The 25,985-nt window shown below is 62.8% G+C and carries 25 protein-coding genes; 5 read left to right on the top strand and 20 right to left on the bottom strand.

Going from position 1 to position 25,985, the window contains the following annotated elements:
- Positions 1-83: 83 nt before the first annotated feature.
- The 10 genes from M4J40_RS15655 to M4J40_RS15610 all read right to left on the bottom strand — a co-directional run bounded on the left by M4J40_RS15655 (position 84) and on the right by M4J40_RS15610 (position 9,374).
- Positions 84-500, bottom strand: a complete 417-nt coding sequence (locus M4J40_RS15655; protein WP_251755251.1) for a DoxX family protein — start codon at positions 498-500, stop codon at positions 84-86.
- Positions 501-671: 171 nt separating this feature from the next.
- Complete coding sequence (locus M4J40_RS15650; RefSeq protein WP_251755249.1) at positions 672-2,480, bottom strand: ABC transporter ATP-binding protein/permease; 1,809 nt, start codon at positions 2,478-2,480, stop codon at positions 672-674.
- Positions 2,481-2,724: 244 nt separating this feature from the next.
- The gene (locus tag M4J40_RS15645) at positions 2,725-2,925 is read right to left on the bottom strand and encodes a hypothetical protein (RefSeq protein WP_251755247.1); all 201 of its coding nucleotides are present in this window, start codon (positions 2,923-2,925) and stop codon (positions 2,725-2,727) included.
- A gap of 215 nt (positions 2,926-3,140) precedes the next feature.
- A complete protein-coding gene (gene groL / locus M4J40_RS15640) occupies positions 3,141-4,772 on the bottom strand; it encodes a chaperonin GroEL (protein ID WP_251755245.1) in 1,632 nt (543 codons plus the stop codon).
- Between the two features lie 53 nt (positions 4,773-4,825).
- Positions 4,826-5,113 carry a co-chaperone GroES gene (gene groES, locus M4J40_RS15635; RefSeq protein WP_026782155.1) on the bottom strand — a complete coding sequence of 96 codons (288 nt, stop codon included), beginning with the start codon at positions 5,111-5,113 and terminating at the stop codon, positions 4,826-4,828.
- A 156-nt stretch (positions 5,114-5,269) separates the two neighbouring features.
- A complete protein-coding gene (locus M4J40_RS15630) occupies positions 5,270-6,163 on the bottom strand; it encodes a DMT family transporter (protein WP_251755243.1) in 894 nt (297 codons plus the stop codon).
- 171 nt (positions 6,164-6,334) lie between these two features.
- On the bottom strand, positions 6,335-6,823 hold the full coding sequence (locus tag M4J40_RS15625; protein ID WP_251755241.1) for a GNAT family N-acetyltransferase: 489 nt from the start codon (positions 6,821-6,823) through the stop codon (positions 6,335-6,337).
- Between the two features lie 6 nt (positions 6,824-6,829).
- On the bottom strand, positions 6,830-7,414 hold the full coding sequence (locus M4J40_RS15620; protein WP_251755239.1) for a hypothetical protein: 585 nt from the start codon (positions 7,412-7,414) through the stop codon (positions 6,830-6,832).
- Between the two features lie 227 nt (positions 7,415-7,641).
- Positions 7,642-8,970, bottom strand: a complete 1,329-nt coding sequence (locus M4J40_RS15615) for a sigma-54 dependent transcriptional regulator (RefSeq protein ID WP_251755237.1) — start codon at positions 8,968-8,970, stop codon at positions 7,642-7,644.
- 209 nt (positions 8,971-9,179) lie between these two features.
- A complete protein-coding gene (locus M4J40_RS15610; protein ID WP_251755236.1) occupies positions 9,180-9,374 on the bottom strand; it encodes a heavy-metal-associated domain-containing protein in 195 nt (64 codons plus the stop codon).
- 242 nt (positions 9,375-9,616) lie between these two features.
- Here M4J40_RS15610 and M4J40_RS15605 point away from each other — a divergent pair, with 242 nt between their 5' ends.
- Positions 9,617-11,023 (top strand): EAL domain-containing protein, encoded by a 1,407-nt coding sequence (locus M4J40_RS15605; protein ID WP_251755234.1) that lies wholly within the window; start codon positions 9,617-9,619, stop codon positions 11,021-11,023.
- A gap of 88 nt (positions 11,024-11,111) precedes the next feature.
- Here M4J40_RS15605 and M4J40_RS15600 read toward each other — a convergent pair whose 3' ends face one another.
- The 5 genes from M4J40_RS15600 to M4J40_RS15580 form a co-directional block, all read right to left on the bottom strand.
- Entirely contained in the window at positions 11,112-11,774 is a 663-nt protein-coding gene (locus tag M4J40_RS15600) for a hypothetical protein (RefSeq protein WP_251755232.1), read from the bottom strand.
- 71 nt (positions 11,775-11,845) lie between these two features.
- Positions 11,846-12,349 (bottom strand): signal peptidase II, encoded by a 504-nt coding sequence (gene lspA, locus M4J40_RS15595; RefSeq protein ID WP_251755231.1) that lies wholly within the window; start codon positions 12,347-12,349, stop codon positions 11,846-11,848.
- Positions 12,346-15,306 carry an isoleucine--tRNA ligase gene (gene ileS, locus M4J40_RS15590; RefSeq protein WP_251755229.1) on the bottom strand — a complete coding sequence of 987 codons (2,961 nt, stop codon included), beginning with the start codon at positions 15,304-15,306 and terminating at the stop codon, positions 12,346-12,348. The genes lspA and ileS overlap by 4 nt, the downstream gene beginning before the upstream one ends.
- Positions 15,307-15,690: 384 nt before the next feature.
- A complete protein-coding gene (locus M4J40_RS15585) occupies positions 15,691-17,658 on the bottom strand; it encodes a methyl-accepting chemotaxis protein (RefSeq protein WP_251755227.1) in 1,968 nt (655 codons plus the stop codon).
- A 123-nt stretch (positions 17,659-17,781) separates the two neighbouring features.
- Positions 17,782-18,765 (bottom strand): bifunctional riboflavin kinase/FAD synthetase, encoded by a 984-nt coding sequence (locus tag M4J40_RS15580; RefSeq protein WP_251755225.1) that lies wholly within the window; start codon positions 18,763-18,765, stop codon positions 17,782-17,784.
- Between the two features lie 455 nt (positions 18,766-19,220).
- Here M4J40_RS15580 and M4J40_RS15575 point away from each other — a divergent pair, with 455 nt between their 5' ends.
- Positions 19,221-19,604 carry a response regulator gene (locus tag M4J40_RS15575; RefSeq protein ID WP_026782148.1) on the top strand — a complete coding sequence of 128 codons (384 nt, stop codon included), beginning with the start codon at positions 19,221-19,223 and terminating at the stop codon, positions 19,602-19,604.
- Between the two features lie 161 nt (positions 19,605-19,765).
- Complete coding sequence (locus tag M4J40_RS15570) at positions 19,766-20,401, top strand: protein phosphatase CheZ (protein WP_251755223.1); 636 nt, start codon at positions 19,766-19,768, stop codon at positions 20,399-20,401.
- A gap of 59 nt (positions 20,402-20,460) precedes the next feature.
- On the opposite strand, the gene M4J40_RS15565 is transcribed toward M4J40_RS15570, so the two are convergent.
- Positions 20,461-21,312: a TIGR01459 family HAD-type hydrolase gene (locus M4J40_RS15565; RefSeq protein WP_251755222.1), complete on the bottom strand. Its 852-nt coding sequence runs from the start codon at positions 21,310-21,312 to the stop codon at positions 20,461-20,463.
- A gap of 84 nt (positions 21,313-21,396) precedes the next feature.
- Here M4J40_RS15565 and M4J40_RS15560 point away from each other — a divergent pair, with 84 nt between their 5' ends.
- Complete coding sequence (locus M4J40_RS15560; RefSeq protein WP_251755220.1) at positions 21,397-21,936, top strand: AAA family ATPase; 540 nt, start codon at positions 21,397-21,399, stop codon at positions 21,934-21,936.
- Here the strand turns inward: M4J40_RS15560 and M4J40_RS15555 are convergent, their stop codons facing one another.
- Entirely contained in the window at positions 21,937-22,668 is a 732-nt protein-coding gene (locus M4J40_RS15555; protein ID WP_251755218.1) for an NAD-dependent deacylase, read from the bottom strand.
- Positions 22,669-22,821: 153 nt separating this feature from the next.
- Here M4J40_RS15555 and mutL point away from each other — a divergent pair, with 153 nt between their 5' ends.
- Positions 22,822-24,696 (top strand): DNA mismatch repair endonuclease MutL, encoded by a 1,875-nt coding sequence (mutL, locus tag M4J40_RS15550; RefSeq protein WP_251755217.1) that lies wholly within the window; start codon positions 22,822-22,824, stop codon positions 24,694-24,696.
- Between the two features lie 2 nt (positions 24,697-24,698).
- On the opposite strand, the gene M4J40_RS15545 is transcribed toward mutL, so the two are convergent.
- From M4J40_RS15545 to M4J40_RS15535, 3 genes are read right to left on the bottom strand one after another with little or no spacing between them, the layout of a single operon-like run.
- Positions 24,699-25,241 (bottom strand): GNAT family N-acetyltransferase, encoded by a 543-nt coding sequence (locus tag M4J40_RS15545; RefSeq protein WP_251755215.1) that lies wholly within the window; start codon positions 25,239-25,241, stop codon positions 24,699-24,701.
- On the bottom strand, positions 25,216-25,509 hold the full coding sequence (locus tag M4J40_RS15540; RefSeq protein ID WP_251755213.1) for an HPr family phosphocarrier protein: 294 nt from the start codon (positions 25,507-25,509) through the stop codon (positions 25,216-25,218). The genes M4J40_RS15545 and M4J40_RS15540 overlap by 26 nt, the downstream gene beginning before the upstream one ends.
- A complete protein-coding gene (locus M4J40_RS15535; RefSeq protein ID WP_026790909.1) occupies positions 25,506-25,907 on the bottom strand; it encodes a PTS sugar transporter subunit IIA in 402 nt (133 codons plus the stop codon). The genes M4J40_RS15540 and M4J40_RS15535 overlap by 4 nt, the downstream gene beginning before the upstream one ends.
- Positions 25,908-25,985: the final 78 nt, after the last annotated feature.

Raw genomic sequence — 25,985 nt, 5'->3', positions numbered from 1 at the left:
TTTCCAAGTAATCGATAAGCGGCGAAAGGGCAAGGCGAACTGGCCGCTCGGCGTTGCCCGCCCCTTCGGGTTGTGTTGTAGGGTCAGGCCTTGCCGAGCTTGGCGTCGACCGACAGCGCGCCGGCGCCGGCGCCCATCAGGGCAAGGAAGCCACCGGCAATGGTGACGTTCTTCATGAAGGCCAGCCAGTTCATCATGTCCATCATTTCCTGGCCGGCGGTGCCGGTGATCCCCTTGTAGTGGAACAGGTAACCGGAGACGACGCAGAAGCCGGCAAGCAGGAAGGCGGCGATGCGGGTCTGGAAGCCGACGAGAACGGCAAGACCACCGCCGAGCTCGGTCAGGATGACCAGCGGCAGGAGGATGGACGGCACGCCCATGGCCTCCATGTAGCCGGCGGTGCCGGCATAGCCGGTGATCTTGCCCCAGCCTGAGGTGATGAAGATGATTGAGAGAAGGATACGTCCGGCGAGCAGAGCCGGGGCCTTGATGCTGTCCATGTCGATACTCCACGATCGAGAGATGCGGGCGGCATCGCCAGACGCCGTTGCTGTCCGTATAGCTACGCACATGCTGGCAGCATAGCCATGAAAAGAGCGACGCATTGTTCCCGTCAAGGAAACAATGCGTCGCAACGGTTGCTCTTTGGTCGTGGAACGTTCAGTTCGTCATCAGGCGGCGGTAACGGGTTTCGCCGCTCCGAGTACGTAAGGACCGTCGCTCTCGGGCTTTCGCAACTCGATGAGTTCGTCATGCAGCGACTTCAACGAGGAGCGATGGCCGATGGAAACGATAGCTGTTCTCGGCAGGCGTTCCCGAAGCAGGCGATAGAGAGCGGACTCCGAAACCTCGTCCAGCGAGGCAGTCGCCTCGTCGAGCAGCAAGAAATCGGGCTCGGCGAGGATCGCCCGTGCAATGGCCACCCGTTGCTGTTCGCCGCCGGAAAGACGCGACGCGAGATTTGGGCCTTCCGAGAGGTCGTCCAGCCGGTCGGCGAATGCGCCCAAACCAACGGCGGCGAGTACATCGCGAACCTTGGCGTCGTCCTGCGTTTCGGCCGGATTCGGATAGGCCAGCGCTTCCCGCAGTGTACCGAGTGGCAGGTAAGCTGTTTGTGGCAGCACCATCACGCTCGCATTCTCGGGGATGCCGAGCTCGCCGCTGCCGAATGGCCAGATACCGGCGAGTGCCCGGAACACTGACGTCTTGCCTGCTCCGGAGGGGCCGGAGATCAGCACTGCCTTGCCCTTTTCGAAAGCGGCATCGTCAAGGCGAACCAGCGGCGAGCCGTTGGGCAGGGAGACGACAGCACCATCGGCGCTGATCGTGTCGCCGCCAGTCGGCTTCAGTGCTACGCCCGGATTGGCCGAATTCGCCTCGGCCGCCGACATCGCTCGTTCGAAGGTGGTGAGACGGTCGAGAACGGCCTTCCAGTTGGCAATGGTGTCGTACAGGGAGACGAAGACGGAGAAGTTGTTCTGCACCTTGTCGAAGGCTTGCGAGGTTTGCATCAGCACGCCGAGCTGCATGGTCGACCCAGCCGCGAAGTAGGCAGGCGCCAGCAGCAGGAGCGGGAAGATGACGGAGAGATTGCCGTAGAAGCCCGTGACGATGTTGAGATTACGCGTCACGTCCATGATTTCATAGAAGTTCGTCTTCAGTCTCTCGAACGCCCCTTTGAAGACACGCTTTTCGGGCTCTTCGCCCTTCAGGAGAGCAACTTCCTCGGCGTTTTCGCGAAGGCGCATCATGGCAAAACGGAAGTCGGCTTCGACGTGCTGTTGGCGGAAGCGCAGGGTGATGAGCTTGCGACCGGTCATGTGAGTGAAATAGGTGCCGATGATCGAGTAGATCACTGCCGCCCAGACGAGATAGCCAGGTATAAGGGCAAGATCGAAGCCGCCGATCGAATAGGGGAACTGCGACGAGATAGCCCACAACACCATGGTGAAGGCATAGAGCGTCAGTACCGTATTGAAGAGCTGGACGAAGATGGTCACCGTATAGCTGATGAAATCACGGATGTCCTCGGCGATACGCTGGTCGGGGTTGTCGGTGCCGCTGGCGATTTGAGACAGGCGGTAATAGTTGGCGTTGTTCATCCAACGGTTGACGAAGTGATCCGTCATCCAGTCACGCCAGCGGATGCGCAGCCAGTTGGTTAGGTAGATCTCGACCACGAGCGAGGCGATAAGCGGCGCGACGATCACGCACCACAGGACAAGCTCGGCCGAGAAGAGGGAGCCGTCACGGTTCTGCATCGCTGTGTAAAAGCGATTGTACCAACTGTTGAACTGCACGTTTAGATAGACTTGGGCGACGTTGAGCGCCAGGATTGAGCCTAGAAAACCAAGCCCGATCCAGCGCTCCTGAATCCGGATCTTGAACCATCGGAAGACCAGCTCGCCTTGTCGCTTTTCCTTGAAGTAGGGAATGGCGAGGCGCCAGGCCAGCGCTAGCGTCGCAAAGAGTGCTTTCATGTGGTGTCCCCGGAACGGCGGATAGTCGGCGAACTGACGCAGAATCTCCCGGCGGTGACAATCAAAATCGATGCCACTGCAGCGAGTTCGTCAAGTTTTTCAGCAGGAACAGCACGGCTTGATCGCGGCAACATTGCGGCGACTTGGATGAAGCTTTCGTAAGGAGGGCGACCGACATCAACCGGAGCACACCTTTCGGATGATGCGCTCTGTGGGAACTTGTTCGCTCAGGCCAGTCCGGTGGTCAGGCCGCTATCATCTGCCCGCTCGGCATCATGTTGTCCGGCGGAGGCGTGCCGTGGGTCGCCTTGTATTGCTTGCGCTGACATTGAGACTGCTTTTCGCCCTTGCAGTACATTGTGATAAAGCCCTGGCAGACCAGGCTCTTGGCATCGCAGTACTTCTTCATGAAGCCGCAGTTCGGCAGGTTCGGACAATCAGCCATTTCAGGTGTTCTCCGCGACAAAGTCGGCAGGATTGACCGAAGCAATCTAGACCAGTTGTCCTAATGCATTTTAAACGCAATGAGGGTGCGAGAGTGCATATGCACCTCTTGGTGATCGTTCCCGTGTGTCCCGTCTTTGCCGGCAATGAAAAAGGGCGCCGCTTTCGCGACGCCCAACTTGGTTTTGTCTCTTATGGACGCTCAGATCCTTCGGATCAGAAGTCCATGCCGCCCATGCCGCCACCCGGCATGGCAGGCGCGGCTTCCTTCTTCGGAAGCTCGGCAACCATGGCCTCGGTGGTGACCAGCAGGCCGGCGACCGAAGCGGCGTCCTGCAGGGCAGTGCGCACAACCTTGGTCGGATCGATGATGCCAGCCTGGATCATGTCGACATAGCTCTCGTTCTGGGCGTCGAAGCCGAAGGTATCCCCCTTCTCGAGCACCTTGGAGACGACGACCGAGCCTTCGACACCGGCGTTGACGGCGATCTGGCGGATCGGGGCCTCAAGGGCGGCGAGAACGATCTTGATGCCGCGCTCGATGTCCAGGTTGTCGGACGAGAGCTTGGCAACGGCAGCCTTGGCACGCAGGAGAGCGGTACCACCGCCCGGGACGATGCCGGCTTCGACGGCAGCGCGGGTGGCGTTGAGCGCGTCGTCGACGCGATCCTTCTTCTCCTTGACTTCGACCTCGGTCGAGCCGCCGACGCGGATGACGGCGACGCCACCGGCGAGCTTGGCCAGACGCTCCTGCAGCTTCTCGCGGTCGTAGTCCGAGGTGGTCTCCTCGATCTGCGCCTTGATCTGGGCAACGCGGGCCTCAATGTCGGCCTTGGCGCCAGCGCCGTCGACGATCGTGGTGTTTTCCTTGGAGATCGACACGCGCTTGGCATGGCCGAGCATGGCGAGCGTGACGTTCTCGAGCTTGATGCCGAGGTCTTCCGAGATCACCTGGCCACCGGTCAGGATGGCGATGTCCTCGAGCATGGCCTTGCGGCGATCACCGAAGCCAGGAGCCTTGACGGCGGCGATCTTCAGGCCACCGCGCAGCTTGTTGACGACGAGCGTGGCAAGGGCTTCGCCCTCGACGTCCTCGGCAACGATCAGCAGCGGGCGCGACGACTGGACGACGGCCTCGAGCACCGGCAGGAGGGCCTGCAGGTTGGACAGCTTCTTCTCGTGGATGAGGATGTAGGGGTCGTCGAGCTCGGCGACCATCTTCTCGGCGTTGGTCACGAAGTAGGGGCTGAGGTAGCCACGGTCGAACTGCATGCCTTCGACGACTTCGAGCTCGGTCTCGGCGGTCTTGGCTTCCTCGACGGTGATGACGCCCTCGTTGCCGACCTTCTGCATCGCGTCAGCGATCATCTGGCCGATTTCGGTCTCGCCGTTGGCGGAGATCGTGCCGACCTGGGCGACTTCGGCCGAGGTGGAGATCTTCTTGGAGCGGGCGTTCAGGTCCTTGACGGCTTCGGCGACGGCCATGTCGATGCCGCGCTTCAGATCCATCGGGTTCATGCCGGCGGCAACCGCCTTGGCGCCCTCACGGACGATGGCCTGGGCCAGAACGGTGGCGGTGGTGGTGCCGTCGCCAGCCTTGTCATTGGTCTTCGAAGCGACTTCGCGGACCATCTGGGCGCCCATGTTCTCGAACTTGTCGGCAAGCTCGATTTCCTTGGCGACCGACACGCCGTCCTTGGTGATGCGCGGAGCACCGAAGGACTTTTCGATCACGACGTTGCGGCCCTTGGGACCCAGCGTGACCTTGACGGCGTCGGCGAGGATGTCCACGCCGCGCAGCATCTTCTCGCGGGCGTCGGAACCGAATTTGACTTCCTTGGCAGCCATGGATTTTTTCCTTGAAATGAGAGGTTAACGGAGGACGAAACGGACTGAACGGATCAGCCGATGATGCCCATCACGTCGGATTCCTTCATGATCAGGAGGTCCTGACCGTCGATCTTCACCTCGGTGCCCGACCACTTGCCGAAAAGCACCTTGTCGCCGGCCTTGACGTCGAGGGCGACGAGCTCGCCCTTCTCGTTACGGGCGCCGGGGCCCACGGCGACGACTTCGCCCTGCTGGGGCTTTTCCTTGGCGGTATCCGGGATGATGATGCCACCAGCGGTGCGCTCCTCGGATTCCAGCCGGCGGACGACGACGCGGTCGTGCAGGGGACGGAACTTCATGTTCGGCTCCTCGTTTCTGAAATGCCCATGGCGCGTGCGCTCTTGCCTCACAGGCCATGGCGAAAATTACCTGCTGTTAGCACTCACTGATGGCGAGTGCCAAGCGGGCCGGAGATAGGCGTAAGCCGCCAATCTGTCAAGGGCCGGTCTGGTGTTTTACGGACGAGAGTCGTCCGGAGCCGGGCGAGTCGGCATGGCGGCGGGCTGGACCACCACGAGGCAGGCGGCGACGATGATTCCGGCGCCGATCAGGGTATGGACGCTCGGAATCTCGCCAAAGAAGATCACGCCGAAGGTGACCGCCCAGAGCAGCGCCGTGAACTCGAAGGGGCCGAGCAGTGTCGCAGGGGCATGCTTGTAGGCCCAGGTGATGGCGTAGTTGCCGCCCGTGCCGAGCGCGCCGATAGCGAGGAACATAAGCAGCGTTTCACCGGGCAGCGGTTGGTATGCGTAGAGGGCGAAGGGAAACGCCACCACCGCGCTGATGGAGTTCTGAACCAGGATCATCTGGGGGACGCTGTCGTGAGCCGTATCCCGTCGCGACAGGATCATGGACAGGGCATAGGCAACGGCCGAGGCAAGGGCCATGGCAAAGCCGAGCGGGCTTCCGGCCTCGGTGCTGAACTTCTCCGCCAGCATGACGACGACCCCGAGGAACCCGAATGCCGCGGCGACAAGCGAACGGCGCGTGACCGGGTCACCGATCATGGCCGCCGAGATCAGCACCATGAAGAAGGGCGACGTGAAGGTGAGGGCGACCGTTTGGGCCAGCGGCAGCAGTTTGAGAGCCCCAAAGAACAAGGCGGCGCAAGAGAGGCCCGCCAGAGAGCGCCCGAGGGCGCGCCGGATGGTGGCCCAACCAGGCCGAAGCTGCCCTTGCAGGGCCGCCGACGTCGAGGAAAAAATCAGGCCGGCGGCATAGCGCAGGAACACGACCATGGCGAGCGGCGTGCCGTAAGTGGTGGCCTTGACCAGAGCGTCCAGTCCCGAGAACAGGAACACGGCAAGGAGGGCGGCGCCGGCCGCATATAGGCGCATCGACGACTGCATGGTGTCTCCGGAGCGACGGACGGCGGCTTCTACGCTTCGGCCGTGTCGGCGGCAAGGTCGGAAGGTTGGCGAAAAGACCTCTCAGGCCAGAAATCCGAGCATGAGGTCCGCCGGTTATCCGATTTGGCGAGGGCCCCTCACGCGTAATGTCAGGCGCGCCGCGGCAATTGCTTAAGGGACGAGTTCCAGCCGGTAGGCGAACTCCCAGCAGTCGGTGGCGTCGGGAACGAAGCGGACGACGGGCTGGCGGGCAAAGCCGAGCTTCTCGTAAAATCGATGGCCGGAAAGAAAGCGGGTGTCGCTCCAGAGTTTCAGCGTCCGCCCGCCGCGCCGGACGACCTCGGCGAGGGCCTCCGCGTAAAGCCGTTGTGCGAGACCGGAGCCGCGCTGAGCCCGGTCGAGATAGACCTTGTTGATCTCGAAAACGCCGTCGCTATCGGGTGAAGACACGGCGAAGGATCCGACGATGACACCGTCATGCTCGGCGACGAACAGCCGGCCGCCCCGCTTTTCATAGTGCGTTGCCGGTGCCGATAGTTCGGGAAAATCGTCAAAGACGAAAGGGCAGCCTTCATACTCGCCGAAAACGCTGGCGATCAGGCGCACGATACTGTCGCCATCGGCATCGATGGCGGTTCGGATGAGGGGCTCTTTCGTCATCGCTACTCAGTTGGTCGACGTATCGGCAATGGTGAAAGGCAGCTCGAACTCGCCCTTCTTGTCGGAGTTGCGGTCGCTGAGCTTGGTGACCAGCACATAGTCGCCCGGTTTCAGGCCCTTGAAATTATAGACGATGTAGACCTGGAACTCCTTGTTTCGCCGCCGTGAGACCATGTCGAGCGAAGCAAACCCTTCCTGCGCGTGCAGGATCTGGCCTCGCGGGGTGCGCAGTTCGAAATCGGCGGAAAAATCGATCCGGAACAGGTCGCCTTCCTTGCCGAAGCCGTAGCCGAAAGGCTCTGCGTAGACGAGCATCTGCTCGTCGGGCTGGAAGACGGAGTTGGGGCGCGTTGAGTAGATGCCGAAGCCTGCCGGCTTGGCGGTGACGAAGGTCGCCTCGGAGAAGCCGAGCGGCGCGGCATCCCAGGCGACATTGAAAGCCGCTTCCAGAGAGGCCAGCGCCTCGACCGGCTTGCCTTCGGCAAGCAGCGCTTCGGCGGCCTTGGCCTCATCGAGGATCGGCCCTGCCATTGCCGTCGACGCCGCCATCACGCAGGCGGAAAAAGCAGCAAGAAAACGCAACCCGTGCATGACCGCTCGTCCTTCCCCCAGAGCATCCGTCGATCAGGCCCATCCGGTCAGATCGAAAACGATAGCTCAAGCGAATACTCTTGCCCTTCCACAAAACGCCGCCGCTTCCGCCAAAGGCCTCAAACGGGGCAGCGCAGCCTTGCTGCCGGGGCGATTGTGATCCCACTTTATATCTTACTGATCCGCTGCCGTTTTCCAAGGTCACGGCCGCTGCCTCGCAGAACTACTCAGGCGCTGCGGGCAGCCATCGCTTCTTCGATGTCGCGACGCTTTCGATAGATGGTTGAGGGACTGATCTCAAGAGCCGCCGCGGCCCTGGCAATGTTGCCGTCGAAGGCAGCTATCGCCTCTTCGATCACTCGTGCCTCTTCCACCCAGAGCGGCTTGACCTCGGCCGGCAGTTTCTTTCGGGGCGACGCTGCGAGAGCCGTCGGCGCGACGATCACAGGTACGACCATGTCCGCCGTGACCAGATCGCCGGGATAGAGCGACATCAGTGTTTCGAGCGCCGACCTGAGTTCGGCGACATTGCCCGGCCAGGCGCGGCCGGCAAGGCATTGCACGGCGGCGGCGGTGAAGCGTGTGTAGCGCGAGCCGTTGTCGCGGTTTATCTGCCGCACCATGGTGTCGATGAGGAGCGGGATATCCTCGGTCCTGTCCCTCAACGGCGGTACGGTCAAGGTCAGGACGTTGAGGCGGAAGTAGAGGTCCTGTCTCAAACCGGCAGGACCCTTCAGGTCGTCAAGCGGTCGCCGCGACGAAGCGACGATACGGACCGACAGACGGTGGCCACCGTCGAACCCTGCAATCTCGCCGGTGTCGAGAAAGCGCATCAGCGCCAGCTGAGCCGGATCGGGAAGGTGTCCGACCTCATCGAGGAAAAGTGTGCCGCCATCGGCGGTGGAGAGGGCGCCGTCGACTTCGGACAGATCGGCAACCAACCGGTCGACCGGGGTCCGCGCGCAGTCCAGCGTGACGAATGGACCGGTGCGGCGGCGAGATCGTGCGTGAACGGTACGGGCTACCAGCGACTTGCCGCTACCGGCTTCGCCGGAGATGAAGACCGGGCCGAGCGACGGTGCGACGCGCAAGATTTGCTCGGCGAGCGCCCGCGTCGTCGGGGCCGAGCCGATCAGACCGTCCGTCTCTTCGACCGTATTGGCGATGCTCTCGACGAACTGACGCTCGACGCGGCGTGCAAAGGCGTTGCCATCGACCGGCTTCTCGATGAAGTCGGCGGCGCCCGCCCGTACGCAGGCCACCGCGGCTTGCACGTCGGTCGGATCGCCCATGGCGTAGATCGTGGTGGGCGTGAGCTGTTCGGTGAAGGCCTTGAACGCCGCCGATCCGCCGATGGTCTCGAGGTCGATGGCGATGATGTCGAACGTCTGCTTGCCGGCCATGACGCGCGCGGCGTCGCGTTCGGCGGTTTCGAGGATCAGCATCGGACGGGCGATGCGGGCCTCAAGTGCCTTACGTACGGCTCTCCGTGACGAGACGTCGGCATCGACGATCAGAAGACGTACCGTCGATGTGCTGCGCGGGCCAACCGACATCGGAAAGCGTTCCTTGCCAGACAGTTGCAAATTGCATTGCGTACCGGCGGAACTCTGCCCCGATCATGGTAAACAAACGGTTGATAACCCTTAACAGGATGTCAAAGCCCTCGCTCAAGCCCGCTTTCCCGCCAAGAAAATCAAGGAGCAAAAAGCCGCTTGCAGATCGCCTTGGAAGGGCATGACGAGTGTATTCCGAGAATCGGTCTTCAGGCGGCCACTTCGTAACCGGCGGCCGTGATCGCATCGCCCAGGGTCTTGGCGTCGGCCTTGCTCTCCACGCTGACCTTCCCGGCGGCCAGATCGACCTTTACGGTGGCGTCGGCGTCGATGCGCTTGATCGCTTTCTCCACCGAGCTGGCGCAGCCACCGCACATCATGCCTTTGACGTTGAGTTCGACCATGTTTCGTCTCCATTTCCCGAGCCCTTCGACCGGTCGTCGTCGAGCTTCGTCAAGCATGGGACGGTGGCCGGCGACGGTCAAGGTGGCGATAGACGGGCAGATCGGTGCCCAAAGCGCCCCGAGATGGGCAAAATGGACTGAAAAACCTTGGAAAACCATTGTCCGTCTTCGCTTCCGAGAGCGAAAACGGCAACAATGCTTCGTGATTCGTTGCGTGATATCGTGTTGGAGTGGGCAGGCGAATGAACCGGTCGTCATCGACGATGATCTTGATCGCCATGGGCGTGATCGCCGCTTCGGCCGCGGTGGTGCTGTTCTTTCAGCTTGGCCTGTCGGCGGGTTCGGCGCTGCTGGTCGGCATTGGCCTGATGCTCGTGATGGTCACCCTGCAGCAGCCGATGGAGCGGCGCCGGGAGCGGGCTTGGATCGAGAACCGTCTTGCCGAAATCGCAGCCGTCGCTGGTGATGGCGAAGCCGAGATCGAGAAAATCGCCGCGCGCCTCAATCGCCTTGAGCAGGCTCTGCCCGGACGCGTGCGTGAACAGACCGGCGAACTCGCCGCCGAAGTCGAAGTGGTCGGAGAGCTGCTCCGGCAGGTCACCGAGACTCTGGCCGAGCTGGAGTCGACCGTGGACGGCCGCCTGGATGGCGTCAACGCGCGCTTCAGCGCTCTCGAGCGGCATATGCGCGAAACAGAAGACACCGGGCGGCGGTCACGCAGGAGCCGTTCGGACGACTATCTCGACGAGGATCGCCCTGGGCGCCCGAATGGCGGGCGTGATGACGTCTCCGCCAGCATGAAGAACTCGCTGTTCGTTCCGGATACCGATCCGGCTTTCGATCGCGAGGTGGAGCGCCTCATTCGTGAGGAACAGATCGAGCTGCACTTGCAGCCGGTGGTGACTTTGCCGCAACGGCTTGTTCGCTCCTACGAGGTGCTGACACGGCTGAAAGGGGTTTCCGGTCTGATCCCGGCCGCCGAGTTCATACCGGTCGCCGAAAAGAGCCGGCTGATCGCCAAACTCGACACCTACCAGGTGATCCGCTCGTTCCAGATCCTGAAGCGGCTCACTCAGCGCAACAGCGATGTTGGCCTCTACGTCAATCTGTCGGTCGAAAGTCTGGCCTCGTCCACCTTCTTCCGGGAGTTCCAGAGCTTTCTCAGCCAGAACAGGGCGATGGCCGATCTCGTGCAGTTCGAGTTTCGCCAGGATGCGCTTGTCGAGATGGGGCCGCTCGAAATCGAGAGTCTTCGGGCGGTATCGGATCTCGGCTTCCATTTCTCGATCGACAACGTCACCGATCTGCGCGTCGACTTCCGCCGCTGGTCCGATCTCGGCTTCCGCTCGATCAAGGTCGCGGCAGATCGACTGCTCGGCCGTGCGCCTCTCGTGACGGGCGACATTCACGTGGAAGACATGGCGGGCCATCTGCAGCGCCAAGGGTTGACCCTGATCGTCGATCGGGTCGAGCAGGAGGCGCAGGTTATCGATCTCCTGGACTACGGCCTCACTTTCGGTCAGGGCAACCTGTTCTCCAGCCCGCGTCAGGTACGGCCGGAGGTGCTGGGGGCGGCTCAGGCAACGGCGGGGGCATCAGCTCGCACGGCGACCGCCGGCAAAGAGCGGGCGGGAATGTCGCGCCGCTGAACATCAGCGTCTGCATGGTAACAAAAAAGCCGCGACATTCGCGGCTTTTTCTCTGTCTAGCGGAGCGAAGGCGAAGCGTCTTGCTCGATTACCAGAACTTCCACCACGACTTCTTGGCTGAGGGCGGGGTGCCGTCGTCCGTCGTTACCGGTACACCAGGCGCCGGCTCCAGATAGGCAACGGGCGGCTCGACCAGTGCCTTGCGCACCGGCTTGCCACTTGCGTCGTAAAGCTGGCTGGAGCTCTGGCGCGGCATGTCGCCGAGCTGGCTCGGGAACAGCGGCTTGGAGGCCTCTTCGAAGCTGTTGGGCGACGTCATGGCACGACTGGGATTCTGCGGTAGCCGTACGGACTTCAGTTCAGAAGGCGAAAGCTGATGGTCATCTTCGCCGCGCGCCGCTTCGCGCGCCGACGCTTCCGCCAGCAACTGACGGGCCTTCACGTCATTGTCTTCCGGCCAGGTCCCGCTCGCCTCAAGGCGCTTGGGATCCTCGGGCGCCACCAGGGCCGTGCGGTTGGGCGGCACGACCAGTGGGGCACGGGGCGTATAGTTGATCGCAGTGGTGCGTGACGGCACTGCGCCGAGGCCTTCCATGACGGCACGGCCCATCGACACGTTGGGAACTTCCGTTTCAGGATCGTCCTCGGCGACCGAGGTACCCAGCGCCGAACAGGCAGAAAGGCTCAAGGCGGCGACGGCGAGAAGAGCGTAACGCTTGCCGGTCAGCAGATTGATCATCGATATCGTCACTCTCGCTCTCGTGCCGGATCAGTCATGGTCTGACCTTTGCTCCGGTCAGCGACTAGCCAACTTTTGAGGCATCACTGTGGCCTCAAGCGCAAAGACTCATACAGGAGTGCGCCCACCCCTGCAACGATGGCACAGTCGGCCAAGTTGAAAACATACCAGGAAAACGAGCCGTAGTGCAGGTACAGAAAATCGACGACACCGCCGAATACGACGCGGTCGACGAGATTGCCGAGCGCGCCGCCGATGATCAGCGCCAGCGCCACGCAGGCGATCAACCGATCGCGTGACCGCCACAACCAGACGGCGAGCAGTACCGTCGCCAGCGCCGTAAGGCTTATCAGCAGCCATCGCCCAAGGGCTTCGTGCTGCTGAAACAGGCCATATGAAATACCCATGTTCCAGGTCAGCACGAGGTCGAACACCGGCAGCACCGAGATGCGGTCGCCATTCGGCAGGCCCGTGTGGTTGAGCACCCAGTATTTGCTCGCTTGGTCGGCAATGAACGTCAACAGAATGGCGGCGAGCGCGGCAAGCCGCGTTCGCCGTATCCGATGATCGCTCGACGTTGTCGTCATGCGCCAGCCGCCAACTCACGCAAAGCCTGGGCATCGCGGAGCGTCACGTCGGGATAGTCGGGGTCGCTGCCCACTTCGGGAAGGATCTTCCACGAACGGGCGCATTTCCGTCCTACGGCCAGTTTCGGCACGACGGCGACCGGCGTGCCGTCTTCGAGGCGGAAGGCACCATCCGGCGCCGGGGCATCGGTGACGGCGATCTGCGAGGTGATGCAGATCTCGGCAAAGTCCAGCCCATCCAGCGCCACGAGGAGGTCCTTGTCCTCGACGTGGACCATCGGCGCGGCCTCAAGGGACGAACCGATGCGCTTTTCCCGCCGCTCGATCTCGAGCGCGCCAGTGACAACGCGACGGACCCTCTTCACCTTTTCCCACTTGTCATCGAGAGCCGTGTCGGTCCACTCCTGCGGCACCGTCGGGAACAACTCGAGATGAACGGACGACGTGTCGCCCGGATGCCGCTCGAGCCAGGCTTCCTCGGAAGTGAACGGGATCAGCGGTGCAAGCCACTTGACGAGATGGTCGTAGAGCACCGCCACGACATGAAGCGCTGCGCGGCGCTTGAGGCTCGACTTGGGGTCGCAGTAGAGCGCGTCCTTGCGAACGTCGAAGTAGAAGGCGCTGAGCTCGATGTTCATGAAGTTGAGCACCGACGAGAACACGGCCTTGAAGTCGTACTCCCGATAGCCTTCCTGAACCTCGGCGCCCACCTTGGCCAGCTTGTGCAGCATCACCCTTTCGAGCTCCGGCAGGTCGGCGTAATCCACAGCGCTGCCGTCGTAGTGGGCTAGCGTTCCCAGCATCCAGCGCAGGGTGTTGCGGATCTTGCGGTAGGCGTCGGAGTTGGCATCCAGGATCTTCTTGCCGATGCGCTGGTCTTCCCAATAGTCGGTCGAGGCGACCCAGAGGCGCAGGATGTCGGCACCGGACTGCTTGATGACGTCCTGCGGCAGCACCTGGTTGCCCAGCGACTTCGACATCTTGCGACCGTCTTCGGCCATGGTGAAGCCGTGCGTGACCACCGTCTTGTAGGGGGCGATGCCGTTGACGCCACAGGACTCCAGGAGCGAGGAGTGGAACCATCCGCGATGCTGGTCCGATCCCTCTAGGTAGACATCGGCCGGCCACTTGAGGTCCGGGCGGCTTCTCAGCACGAACTCATGCGTCGAGCCGGAGTCGAACCAGACATCCAGGATGTCCGTGACCTGCTCCCAGGGGGCAAGCTGATCGACGAAACCCTTCAGGAACCGCTCCTTGGCGCCCTCCGCAAACCAGGCATCGGCGCCCTCGACCTCGAAGGCGGTTCGAATGCGGGCTGCATAGGCTTCGTTATGGGCGAACTCCGGGCCGGGGATCACGGCGCCGGTCTCGACGTTGCGGAACACGGCGATCGGCACGCCCCAGGCTCGCTGACGCGACAGCACCCAGTCCGGACGATTCTCGATCATCGAACGCAAGCGGGTCTGGCCGGCGGGTGGGTAGAAGGCGGTTTCGTCGATCGCAGCGAGCGCCCGGGCGCGCAACGTCGTGGCGTTGCTTCCCGCGGCCTCTCCGCCGATCGGGCGGTCCATGTAAACGAACCACTGCGGCGTGTTGCGGAAGATTACCGGCTTCTTCGAGCGCCAGCTGTGGGGATAGGTGTGCTTGAGGCGACCGCGCGCCACCATCATGCCGGCGGCGGCCAGCGCTTCGATGACGGCGCCGTTGGCATCGCCCTTCTCGCCCTTGTCGGTGAGGACGCGACGGCCGGTGAGACCGGGAGCCTCGTCGGTCAGGAAGCCGTCGTCATCGACGGTGAAAGGGATCGCCGTGGAGATGCCGCGCTCGGTCAGCTCGCGGCCATAGTCCATCCATACCTCGAAGTCCTCGCGGCCGTGGCCGGGGGCTGTGTGGACGAAGCCGGTGCCGGTGTCGTCGGTCACGTGGTCGCCGGCAAGCAGCGGAACGTCGAAGGTGTAGCCGCCGGAGAGGCCGCGCAACGGATGGGCGCAGGTGAGCTTGCCGAGCACAGCGGCGGACACCGGCGCGAGCTTCGTGTAGCCCGTTACCTTGGCCTGCTTGAACACGGCCTCCGCCAGGGCGTCGGCAAGCACGTACTTCTCGCCGGTCTTGGCCCAGTTGCCCTCCGGCGCCTCGGTCACCTCATAGAGGCCGTAGGCGATCTTCGGCGAGTAGCTGATGGCCCGGTTGCCGGGGATGGTCCAGGGCGTCGTGGTCCAGATGACGACGGCGGCGCCGTCGAGTTCCGGCGCGCCGGCGACCACCGGGAACTTCACCCAGATGGTGTCGGACTGGTAGTCCTGATACTCGACCTCGGCCTCGGCCAGCGCCGTTTTCTCGACCACCGACCACATCACCGGCTTGGAGCCGCGATAGAGCTGGCCGCTCGTGGCGAACTTGAGAAGCTCGGTGGCGATCACCGCTTCGGACGCCAGCGCCATCGTCGTGTACGGACGAGCGAAATCGCCCTCGACCCCGAGCCGACGGAATTCCTCGCTCTGGATCTTGACCCAGTTCTCGGCATAGGCCCGGCACTCGGCGCGGAAATCGTTGATCGGCACCTCGTCCTTGTTCTTGCCCTTGGCGCGATACTCTTCCTCGACCTTCCATTCGATCGGCAGGCCGTGGCAGTCCCAGCCGGGAACGTAGTTGGAATCGTAGCCCATCATCTGCCGCGAACGGGTGATGATGTCCTTCAGGATCTTGTTGAGTGCGTGGCCGATGTGCAGGTGGCCGTTCGCATAGGGAGGTCCGTCGTGAAGGACGAACTGCTCGCGGCCCTTGGCTGTCTCGCGCAGCTTCTCGTAAAGCTTCATCTCGTCCCAGCGCGCGATCAGCTTCGGCTCCTTTTCGGGCAGGCCGGCGCGCATGGGAAAGTCGGTTGCGGGCAGGTTGAGCGTTGACGAATAGTCGCGGGTCGGCGTCGCTTCGGACGTCGGGGCGGGCGTGTCGGTCATGGGGTGTCTCGTCGGTGCAGCTAGATTAAGGGCTGGCCGGCCCGGTCAATGCGGCGATCGGCCAGAGTTCGGCTCCCGGTCCCTCGATTTCGCCGCTTCAGCGGCGGTCCATCGGGGCCGGGCCGATAATTCGCTCTCTGATCCGGCACGCTATGGTGCCGAAGGCTCGGATCCACATGGGCTGTTCCGACAGAAATGGCTGGGGACGGCGCGACGCATGTCGCCATGGCGTGCCGGGGTTGAAGCCAACCGAAACGGCCGGCCCGAGCCCTTTGAATTCACCGAGAAGCTCTAGCGACAAAGCGCGGCGAAATAAAGAGTTCGCCGGCAGATTTCTCTGGCCGGCGATCCGTTCCTTCGGTCGATTGCCATCGAAGCCGATCGTCAGGCGGCGGCAATGTTGGAGATGAAATGCCGCACCCGCTGGGAGAGGTTCTCCGCTTGCTGCGACAGGTCGCCGGAAGAGGCGAGCACCTGCGTCGCCGCGCCGGACGTTTCCTCCGCCGCCATGAGAACGTCGCCGATGCTGGCGGAAGTGCGTCCCGTCTCCGTCGCGACGTCGTTGATGCGGTTCGATATCTCGCGGGTCGTCGCCGCTTGCTCTTCGATGGCGGAGGCGATGGCGGCGCCGATCTCGTTCACTCTGTCGATGATCTCCGATACCCGCCGGATGGCCTCGACCGTGTTGCCTGTCGCCGCTTGGATGCGGTTGACCTGGTCGCTGATCTGCGACGTGGCCTCTGAGGTCTGTCCGGCGAGATTCTTCACTTCGGCGGCGACGATGGCGAAGCCGCGTCCCGCTTCGCCTGCGCGCGCCGCCTCGATGGTCGCGTTGAGAGCGAGCAGATTGGTCTGCGAGGCGATGCTGTCGATGAGCTGGATGACCTCGCCGATCTTCTCGGCGGTCGTGGCAAGATCGCCGACGGTGGAAGCCGCCTCGCGCGCCTCTCCGACCGCCTGCGCCGATATCTGGTGCGACTGGCCGATGCCCCGGCCGATCTCGCCGATCGAGGCCGAGAGTTCTTCCGACGCGGCGGCGACCGCCTGAACCTGCTCGGCGATCACCTCCGTCGCCTTGGCAACCCCGGTGGATTTGGTCGAGGTGCTGGTTGCCGTCTCCGTCAGGGTGCCTGCCGCCGCCTGCAACTCGTGCGCTGCCGAGGACACGGTGGCGACGATTTCGCCAACGTTGGCATCGAAGGCGGCCATCAGAGCCCGCATTTCCTCGGCACGTTCGTGTCGTTGGCGGATTTCCGCTTCTGCCGCTTCGCGCCGGAGGCGCTCGGCGTCGGCGAGCTTGCCGGCGAAGTCAGCGAGTGCGCGCGCCATGGAGCCGATCTCGTTGCGCGCCGCCGTGTCGGGCGACCGGGCGTCGTAGTCGCCCGCCGAAAGACGCCCCATCCAGCCCTCGATCCGCCCGAGAGACTTCGAAACATAGCGCCAGACGACCAAGGCGAAGCAGACGGCGGTAAGCATCGCCAGCACAATGGTCAGGTAGGCTAGATGATTGGAGGTATTGCGCGCTGCCTCGGCCGTGGCGTCAAGCTCGCTGCTGAGGTCGGCGGTTTCCTTGTCGATGGCGGCCACCAGCGGTTCGAGCGCCGCGTAGGCGTCGGAGACAATGGCTTGGTCGGCTTGCACCTTTTTTGCTGAATCCGACCATGCCTTGAAGGAGGCATTGTAGCCATTGGCGAGTTCGGCAAGTTGCGCCTTCCGCGTATCGTCAATGGACGAGGAGGCTATCGCATCCGAGAACTCGGCCATCATGCGCGCGTGCTTGTCTAGATAGGCGCTATCGCGTCGCAGCATGAAGTCCTTCTCATGACGACGCAACATGAGCATGCGGATCGTCTGGTCCTTGTCATTCAGTTCGGCGAAAGCCTTTTCCAGACTGTGCACCTTCTGGCGCAAATCGCCTTCGAGCCCCTCATCGGGTTTGAGGCCCATTGCGCTACGTGTCTCCGCCATCTTGGCGAAAGCGGCCTTGTAGGCGGCGAGCGGTTGCTCGATGTCCGCGATCGCCGCGACGATCTGCGGGTTGCCGAGGGGCGCCGCTTTGCCACGCAGCCCGGCGAGCGCGCTCTCCGCTTCTCCAACCTGCGCCAGCGCGCGCTCGGCGTAAGCCTTGTCCGCTCGGAGCAGAAAATCCTTCTCTGTCCGTCGGATCTGCAGCATCACCTCTTGAAAGTGGGTCGCATCCATGCCGACCTCACGGCCGATGCGGGCGAGGTTTGTGGCGGTGTCGACCTTCTGGCCCATGTAGAACAGGTTGGCGGCGATCACCACAAAACCGAAGCCGGCGATCACGACACTAAGCAGAATCTGATGTCCGATGCGAATTTTACCAAGCATGCTCGTCGCTCTTCGTGGGAGGTACGAGTATGATAGCGCTGTTTTCTTAAGAAAACGCGCGTTTCCGACGTAAAAGAGGAGAAGTTGTCCGTAGGAATCAACGGATAGACTGTAAGCGTAGGCTTAGGGAGTCCAGTTGCGCCAGAGCGCGCGGTCGAGGACAGTGAAGCCGTCGAACGCGGCCAGAAGAGCCTTGCCTTCCTCGGCATCTCGGTTCATCTGATCGATCAACGGGGCGACGCCATCGAACTTCAGCTCGGGGCGGAGATAGGAGAGCGGCATGATGGTGATGGTCTTGCCATAAAGGTCGCCCGCAAAGTCGAACACGAAAGTCTCGAATACCGGCGCGCCGTTGTCGAACGTGGGCCGACGGCCCCAGCTTGCCACGCCTGCGTGACGAACGCCGTCGATCTCGGCGAGGACCGCATAGACGCCCTCCGACAGCCGAACCTGGCTGGGCAGCCGGATGTTGGCGGTCGGAAAACCGATGGTCCGACCTCGCTTGTCACCGTCGATGACGGTCCCTTCGAAGAACCAGTGCCAGCCGAGCAGGCCGGCGGCCTCGGCCGGCAGGCCCTCGGACAAACGATCACGCACCGCGCTTGAAGAAACGGTATAGCCGTCTTCGGTCTCGAACGACTCTATGACGTCCACGGTGAAGCCATGCCGCTCGCCGAGTTCACGCAGCATCTGTGGCGTGCCGTGCCGCCCTTGCCCAAAGTGGAAGTTCCAACCGACCACGACATGGCGAATGTCGAGCTCGTCGATCAGCACCCTCTCGACGAATTCTTCGGGGCTTTGCGCGGCAAAGGTGGATGAGAAAGGGATGGAGACGAGCCCGTTGAGTCCAATGGCCTCGACGAGGCGTGCCTTGATCGGCCCAGGCGTGAGGCGAAATACCGGATGCTCCGGGCGGAACACATCGCGCGGATGCGGTTCGAAGGTCACGGCGACGGCCGGGATGCCACGGTTCCGGGCCACCGCCTGAGCTGTCTCCAGGACGGCCTGATGCCCGCGGTGCACGCCATCGAAGTTGCCGATGGCGACGGCGCCTCCTCGAAGGGATGCGGAAACGGAATGACGATCGACGAACTGGAAGGGGGGCATGGGTCTCTGGAATCTGCTGTCGCCGGGACGCCGTCATGCGCGAACATCGGCTCGGCGGCGCGGCGTGACCGTGCCTTCTGCTCCAGGCAAGGTCAAGCAGCTAAATGCCAGGATGGCCTCGCCATGTCAGTGTCCTCGGGACACCGGTTGACGAGGGGGAATCTTCGGCATGGTTGGCAAAGCGTAAACCAACCGCGCCGAACTTTATGACAACTCAAACAAAAAAACGCCGAACACCGCCAAAAAAACGATTCAATTGAAAAACAAAAAGTAAATCAAGCGTCTCACCGATCAACCATGACCCAAATGGCAGGGGCTTCGAGAATTAACCGACTTTTCAGGTCCCCGTCGTATGGTTTCCTTCAAGCACGGGCCCCGTCAGGGACGTTCACCCGCCCGTGCATGTGAGCTCGTCATCGAGGCGCGGGTGGCGTCGCGGCAGTGTGGAGTAAACGATGGCACTTGACACATCGATTCCGGTTCTGGTGGTCGACGATTACAAGACCATGATCCGAATCATCAGGAACCTTCTGAAGCAGCTCGGCTTCGAGGACGTCGATGAGGCTGCCGATGGCACCGAAGCCCTCGGCAAGATGAAGGAGCGCCGCTACGGGCTCGTGATCTCCGACTGGAACATGGAGCCCATGACCGGCTATGAGCTTCTGAAGCAGGTCCGCTCGGACTCCTCGCTTTCGAAGACGCCGTTCATCATGGTGACGGCCGAATCCAAGACCGAGAACGTGATCGCCGCCAAGAAGGCAGGCGTGAACAACTACATCGTCAAGCCCTTCAATGCACCGACTCTGAAGAGCAAGATTGAAGCCGTGTTCGGCGACTGATGCCGTAAACGGGCCGGGAAGACGCGGAGCGGTGCTGACACCGCCAACCGCGAACCCGGGGAGGCGCGGCACTGCCGATGCATTCAACGCAGGATCAAGACGTTCCTACCGCCGTATCGTTCGGGCGGACGCCGTCGCGCACCTCAGAAAGAGATCTATCCATGTCGGACATGTCTTCAGAGCACGTGGCCAAGATTATCGACTTCCTTCGCAATGAGCGTAAGGCGGAGGACGTGTCGCTCGAAGACGTGATGCGTCTTGCGGAGTTGATGGCCGAGAGTTTCCAGTCCTTCTTCAAGACGATGGATCTCGCCATCTATACCGAGCTGGGCGAAATGGCGCGTGAAATCGCCAACATGAAGGAAGAGCTTGCGTTGCTGCGCCTCAGCGACATGCGCGACGAGCATATTCCCACTGCGGGCCGCGAGCTCGACGCCATCGTCGAGGCGACCGAGGAAGCCACCAACACCATCATGTCCGCCGCCGAAGAGATCATGGCGGCCGACGTGACCGATAGCGATGCCTATCAGGCGTTGGTCGGCGAGAAGGTGATCGATATTTTCCAGGCCTGCTCGTTCCAGGATATCACCGGGCAGCGCATATCCAAGGTGGTCTCAACCCTGAATGCCCTCGACAAGCGCATCACCACCCTGGTCGAGAAGCTGAAGATCATGCGCATCACCGATGCAGCCGGCGAAGAGACGGCTTCCGAAAAGCGTGCGCGCGAGCTGATGTTGCACGGTCCGCAGTTCAAGGGCGAAGGCGTCAGCCAGGACGACATCGACGCGTTCTTCTGACGGTCCCTGAACCCACGGCAACGAAAAAGAGGCCCGATCGGGCCTCTTCTCGTATCCGCCTACCAGGCAAGCCGTGGAATGGCGGCCCGGATGCTGAACCCTTCCGCCTCGAGCCGTTTGGCCAGCCGTACTGGATCGGGGCTGAGAAGGTCGCCGAAATCGGAGCCGTGGATACCGGCCGTCACCATCAGCACGTCGATTCCCTGGCCCCACGCGCCCTTGATATCGGTGGGCAGGCCGTCGCCGATGGCAAGCACGCGACGCTTCTCGACGGGGTGCCCCAGTGCCTTATCGATGGCGGCGAGCGCCGCATCGTAGACCGGCTTGTAGGGTTTGCCGATGATGGTGGTGTCGCCGCCGAGCTCGACGTAGAGCTGGGCCAGGGCCCCGGCGCAATAGACGAGACGCTCGCCTCGCTCGACCACCACGTCAGGGTTGGCGCAGTACATCTTGAGGCCGCGCTCCACGAAGCGTGAAAACATCGGTCGGTAAGTCTCTGCCGTTTCCGTCTCGTCGTCGAACAGCCCGGTGAGGGCCACATACTCCGCGTCTTCCTCGCCGACCAGCTCGACGTCGAGCCCTTCGAAGAGGCCCAGATTGTGCTGCGGTCCGAGATGAAACAGCCGTCGACGCGGTTCGTTCTCGAACACATTGCGCGCGACCGAACCGGATGTGACGATCTCGTCGTAGCTTTCCGGGCCGATGGCATACTGCCGGCTGAGAAGGTCCTCGACGGCTTTCGCCGGACGCGGCGCGTTGGTGAGCAGCACGACGGCCTTGCCAAGCGCGCGAAAGCGGGTGAGCGCTTCGGCGGCAGCCGGGTAAGGTGATACGCCGTTGTGGAGAACGCCCCAGACGTCGCAGATGACGCCGTCATAGGCCTCGGCGAGGGTCGAAAGCCCCGCGATCATGTCTATCTCTTGCATGCCCATCCCGATAAGGGGCGGACATGACAAGGTCAAGGCAATGCCAGCAGACAGAATGAAAGGGGCAACATGCGGCTATTGGAGTTCGGTGAGCGGATCTGCGTTCTAGGTCCGTCCAACAGCGGAAAATCGACGCTGGCGACGGCGATCGGTCGGAAGCTCGGTCTTCCCGTCGTTCATCTCGATCAGCTCTATCATCTGCCCCGGACCGACTGGGTACCTCGGCCACGGGAGGACTTCGTCGCGCTGCACGACGAGGCCATCGCAGGTGACCGATGGATCATGGACGGGAACTACTCCGTTTGCATGCCGCAGCGCTTTCGCCGGGCCACGGGCGTCATCTATCTGGACGTATCGACAACGCTCAGCCTTTGCCGATACCTCCGGCGAACTCTTTTTCAGTCCAACCGGATCGGTGGGCTTGAGGGGAGCGCCGATAGCGTCAAGCTGGAGATGATCCGCCACATCGCCGTGACGACGCGCCGAAATCGTCAGCGCAATACCGATACGTTCGACGAGCTGTCTCTGCCCAAGATCCGGCTATCTTCGCCTGCTGCGATCAGGGAACATTGCAAGGAATGGGGGCTGGAGGGGCCCTGGTCCAGCTGATCAGCCCCCTTGCCGTCCGAGCAGGTCACGGACGAAGGTTGGGACGCATTCGCTCGCCTTGCCCTCGATTTCGATGTCGAAGAGACCGTATCCCCGGCGGGATGCCTCAAGATTCAGCTCGACCGTCAACGCACCGGCCTGCCTGGCCTCGCGCACGAAGTCGGCTGCCGGATAGACGGTGCCGGATGTGCCGATGGACAGGAACAAGTCTGCTTCGCCGAGCGCCCGGTAGATCTCCGGCATGTGATAGGGCATCTCGCCGAACCAGACGATGTCAGGCCTGAGCGTACCTTTCGTTCCGCAAAGCGGGCAGATCGAGGCGCTCGACATGTCGCTTCCCCATGGGCCTCTCTTCTCGCAGGCCTCGCAGAGAAAGCCATCCAGTGTTCCGTGCATGTGGAACAGGGCCTTGGAACCAGCCTTCTCGTGCAGGCCGTCAATGTTCTGCGTCACCAGGAGAAACCGTCCCGGCCAGGCCTTTTCCAGTTCGGCCAGCGCAACATGCGCGGGATTTGGCAGCGCGATCGCAGCCTCTCGGCGCTGCTCGTTGTAGAAGTCGTGCACCAGAGGCGGGTTGCGGCGAAACCCCTCCGGGGTTGCAACGTCGTCGATGTCGTAACGCGCCCAGATGCCGCCAGCGTCGCGGAAGGTGTCGAGGCCCGACTCCTGGGAAATGCCGGCGCCGGTCAGCACGACGATCGACGTCGCCGGCGAAATCTCGATGTCTCTCATGACCGCCCTTCATTCCTGTCGGCGACTATATAGACACGTGGATGGATACCGGTGTTGACGATTTTGTGGCCGGAGGCGATCTCGCCTCGCAAAGTCGCTTCGGTTAAGGTCGTCGCTCCGATCCTCTCCGGTACACGCGAATCCCGACAGCTCATGCCCGTCATCATCCAGCTCTCGCCCGTCACCATCAACCGCATCGCCGCTGGCGAGGTAGTGGAACGGCCGGCGAGCGTGGTCAAGGAGCTGGTCGAGAACGCCATCGATGCCGGTGCAGATCGCATCGAGGTGGTGACCTCGGGCGGGGGCAAGACGCTTCTTCGCGTGACCGACAATGGCGTCGGCATGACGGCGGACGATTTGTCTATGGCCGTGGAGCGGCACTGTACCTCCAAGCTCATCGAGGATGATCTTCTCGATATCCGCACGCTGGGCTTTCGCGGCGAGGCGCTTCCTTCGATCGGCTCTGTGGCCGATCTCCGAATTGAAACGCGGCACGCATCCGAAGACAACGGATGGGCCATTACGGTCTCGGGTGGCAGCCGGTCGGACATCATGCCGGTGGGACTGAGCCAGGGAACGCGCATCGAGGTTCGGAACCTGTTCTTTTCGACTCCAGCTCGCCTCAAGTTTCTGAAGAGCGAGCGTGCCGAAGCCGGCGCCATCACGGACGTCGTCAAGCGACTGGCGCTGGCTCACCCCGAGATCCGCTTCTCGCTGTCGGGCTCCGATCGTTCAACGCTCGACTATCCCGGACTCGCGGAGGGTGATTTCAGAGGGCGCGCGCTGCAGGTGATGGGCGCCGATTTCGCGGAAAACTCGATCGAGATCGATGCGTTGCGCGAGGGGGTGCGACTGACCGGCCTCGCCGGTCTAGGCACCTTGCAGAAGGCCAACGCCCAGAGCCAGTACCTGTTCGTCAACGGCCGGCCCGTGCGCGACAAGTTGCTGCTCGGCGCCATCCGGGCGGGCTATGCCGACGTCATGGCCCGCGACCGGTTCCCGGCGGCGGTTCTGTTCGTCGATCTCGACCCGCACGAAGTGGACGTCAACGTTCATCCAACCAAGGCCGACGTACGCTTCCGCGATCCGGGGCTGGTGCGCGGCCTTCTGGTCGGTGCGCTTCGCCGGGCGCATGCCGACGCCGGACATCGCGCCGCCTCGACCCACGGCGCTGCGACGCTCGACGTGCTTGGCGCCGCCGTTTCGCGGCCGATGTCGACGGCCGGTGCGTCTTCCTGGCGATCGGACTACCAGAGCCGCCCCGTCGCTTTCGATTGGCGGACGGCACCCGACCGGCCGCTTCCCGACGAGGCGCCGACGGTTCGCACGTTTGCCGAGGACGAAGTGCCTTTCGACGCGGGGCCGCCACAGGGGCGGTTCTCGGTGGTCGATGGCGCCGTGTCGGCCGATGCGCGCGCCGGCCTTGCCGAGGTTCCGGTGGAAAGCCTCTCGCGACCGCTTGGTGCGCCGCGCGCGCAGATTCACGAGACCTATATCGTTGCCCAGACCGAGACGGGACTCGTCATCGTCGACCAGCACGCCGCTCATGAGCGCCTCGTCTACGAGCGTCTGAAGCGCGAGATCGCCAAGGGCGTCGAGACGCAGATGCTGCTCATTCCGGAGATCGTCGACCTGCCCGAGGAGGACGTCAATCGCCTCATCGAGCGCGCGGACGAGCTGGCCGAGCTCGGTCTTGTCGTCGAGGCCTTCGGGCCGGGGGCGATCGCAATTCGCGAGATTCCGGCACTGCTTGGCAGGACCGACACCGCGGCGCTGCTGCGCGACATTGCCGACGATCTCGCCGAATGGGATCAGGCGACGCGACTCAAGGAGAAGCTCGACGCCATCGCCGCCACCATGGCCTGTCACGGATCCGTCCGGGCCGGCCGCCGCCTCAGGGTGGAGGAGATGGACGCGTTGTTGCGCGAGATGGAAGAGACGCCCAACTCTGGCCAGTGCAACCACGGCCGTCCCACTTTCGTCGAGCTGAAGCTCAGCGACATCGAACGGCTGTTCGGCCGGCGGTGACGTCAGCGCTCGCGAATGATCGCGTAGATGGCGGCATCCCAACGGGCGCTGCCGACCTTCACCGACGAGCGGCGAACGCCTTCGCGCACGAAGCCAAGGGATTCATAAAGCGCGATCGCCGACGTGTTGAAGGTGTAGACGTTGAGCTCCAGCCGGGGAAAGTCGCCGACCGCATCGAGACGGGCGAAGACGTCCGCGAGAAAGGGGCGCGCCAGTCCCTGACCCCGGTAAGTCGGAGCGACGGCGAAGCGAGCAAGCCGGGCAATGCCATCCGTCCAGTCGAGCACCACCTGGGCATGAGCCGCCGTCTCGCCCTCAACGAGACCGACGAACGCCAGACGAAGTGGCGGAACCGTTCGCGTTTCGGCGAGCATCGCCTCGATCTGACGGGCATCGAGCGGAAAGCTGAGACCACTGCCGCCCCATTGCGCAAGCGCTTCGGGGGTAGGGAACCAGGATGGAAGAGGCGCCAAGCTTTCCGGCGTGGCCGGAACGACGCGAAGCGCCGAGGCCAAAGGACTACTCGCCTTCGCCAAATCGGTCATTGACCAGTGCCGCGATAGCCTCGATGGCAGTCGCCGCGTCAGAGCCGGTCGCCTGAACCTCAATGGACGAGCCGATGCCGGCAGCCAGCATCATTAGCCCCATGATTGAGGTTCCCGATACGCTTTGACCGTCCTTCAGAACGAGAACCTCCGCTTGGAAGCGGTCGACGCACTGGACGAACTTCGCGGAGGCACGGGCATGCAAGCCCTTCTTGTTCAGTATCTTCAGCTCACGGACGATGGCGCCGTCGGCTCTGTCGTCTGTCATGATCCGGCAAGTACCTGGCTGGCAACGGAAATGTACTTGCGGCCGGCGTCGCGCGCCTCGGTGACGGTCTCAGCGAGCGGGCGCTCCTTGCGCACCGTCGCAAGCTTGACCAGCATCGGCAGGTTGACGCCGGCGATCACCTCGACGTCTCCGATGTCCATGACGGAAATGGCGAGATTCGAAGGCGTGCCCCCGAACATGTCGGTGAGCAGGATGACACCCTTGCCGGAATTGACGCGACCAACCGACGCGATGATGTCGCTCCGACGCTGCTCCATGTCGTCCTCGGGGCCGATGCAGATGGTCTCAAAATCGGCTTGGGGACCGACCACATGCTCAAGCGCCGACCGGAACTCGTCTGCCAGACGACCGTGCGTCACCAAAACCAACCCGATCATGCTGGGGTCCGATCCCTATAGATTACGAAGATCATGCGGCACGCCATGTTGGTTTCGCTCCAAGCTGGAACGGGCCAC

This window comes from Pleomorphomonas sp. JP5 (assembly GCF_023721815.1).
GTDB lineage: Bacteria > Pseudomonadota > Alphaproteobacteria > Rhizobiales > Pleomorphomonadaceae > Pleomorphomonas.
The sequence above is the reverse complement of the archived record's forward strand: the minus strand, read 5'-3'. Positions and strand labels throughout refer to the sequence as shown.

Coding starts and splice junctions, on each gene's coding strand:
- M4J40_RS15535 (WP_026790909.1), bottom strand. CDS start 25,907: ATGATCGGGTTGGTTTTGGTGACGCACGGTCGTCTGGCAGACGAGTTC.
- mutL (WP_251755217.1), top strand. CDS start 22,822: ATGCCCGTCATCATCCAGCTCTCGCCCGTCACCATCAACCGCATCGCC.
- M4J40_RS15620 (WP_251755239.1), bottom strand. CDS start 7,414: ATGCACGGGTTGCGTTTTCTTGCTGCTTTTTCCGCCTGCGTGATGGCG.
- M4J40_RS15545 (WP_251755215.1), bottom strand. CDS start 25,241: ATGACCGATTTGGCGAAGGCGAGTAGTCCTTTGGCCTCGGCGCTTCGC.
- M4J40_RS15615 (WP_251755237.1), bottom strand. CDS start 8,970: ATGTCGGTTGGCCCGCGCAGCACATCGACGGTACGTCTTCTGATCGTC.
- M4J40_RS15610 (WP_251755236.1), bottom strand. CDS start 9,374: ATGGTCGAACTCAACGTCAAAGGCATGATGTGCGGTGGCTGCGCCAGC.
- M4J40_RS15570 (WP_251755223.1), top strand. CDS start 19,766: ATGTCGGACATGTCTTCAGAGCACGTGGCCAAGATTATCGACTTCCTT.
- groES (WP_026782155.1), bottom strand. CDS start 5,113: ATGAAGTTCCGTCCCCTGCACGACCGCGTCGTCGTCCGCCGGCTGGAA.
- ileS (WP_251755229.1), bottom strand. CDS start 15,306: ATGACCGACACGCCCGCCCCGACGTCCGAAGCGACGCCGACCCGCGAC.
- M4J40_RS15580 (WP_251755225.1), bottom strand. CDS start 18,765: ATGCCCCCCTTCCAGTTCGTCGATCGTCATTCCGTTTCCGCATCCCTT.
- M4J40_RS15630 (WP_251755243.1), bottom strand. CDS start 6,163: ATGCAGTCGTCGATGCGCCTATATGCGGCCGGCGCCGCCCTCCTTGCC.
- lspA (WP_251755231.1), bottom strand. CDS start 12,349: ATGACGACAACGTCGAGCGATCATCGGATACGGCGAACGCGGCTTGCC.
- M4J40_RS15560 (WP_251755220.1), top strand. CDS start 21,397: ATGCGGCTATTGGAGTTCGGTGAGCGGATCTGCGTTCTAGGTCCGTCC.
- M4J40_RS15540 (WP_251755213.1), bottom strand. CDS start 25,509: ATGACAGACGACAGAGCCGACGGCGCCATCGTCCGTGAGCTGAAGATA.
- groL (WP_251755245.1), bottom strand. CDS start 4,772: ATGGCTGCCAAGGAAGTCAAATTCGGTTCCGACGCCCGCGAGAAGATG.
- M4J40_RS15585 (WP_251755227.1), bottom strand. CDS start 17,658: ATGCTTGGTAAAATTCGCATCGGACATCAGATTCTGCTTAGTGTCGTG.
- M4J40_RS15605 (WP_251755234.1), top strand. CDS start 9,617: ATGAACCGGTCGTCATCGACGATGATCTTGATCGCCATGGGCGTGATC.
- M4J40_RS15565 (WP_251755222.1), bottom strand. CDS start 21,312: ATGATCGCGGGGCTTTCGACCCTCGCCGAGGCCTATGACGGCGTCATC.
- M4J40_RS15625 (WP_251755241.1), bottom strand. CDS start 6,823: ATGACGAAAGAGCCCCTCATCCGAACCGCCATCGATGCCGATGGCGAC.
- M4J40_RS15655 (WP_251755251.1), bottom strand. CDS start 500: ATGGACAGCATCAAGGCCCCGGCTCTGCTCGCCGGACGTATCCTTCTC.
- M4J40_RS15575 (WP_026782148.1), top strand. CDS start 19,221: ATGGCACTTGACACATCGATTCCGGTTCTGGTGGTCGACGATTACAAG.
- M4J40_RS15645 (WP_251755247.1), bottom strand. CDS start 2,925: ATGGCTGATTGTCCGAACCTGCCGAACTGCGGCTTCATGAAGAAGTAC.
- M4J40_RS15650 (WP_251755249.1), bottom strand. CDS start 2,480: ATGAAAGCACTCTTTGCGACGCTAGCGCTGGCCTGGCGCCTCGCCATT.
- M4J40_RS15555 (WP_251755218.1), bottom strand. CDS start 22,668: ATGAGAGACATCGAGATTTCGCCGGCGACGTCGATCGTCGTGCTGACC.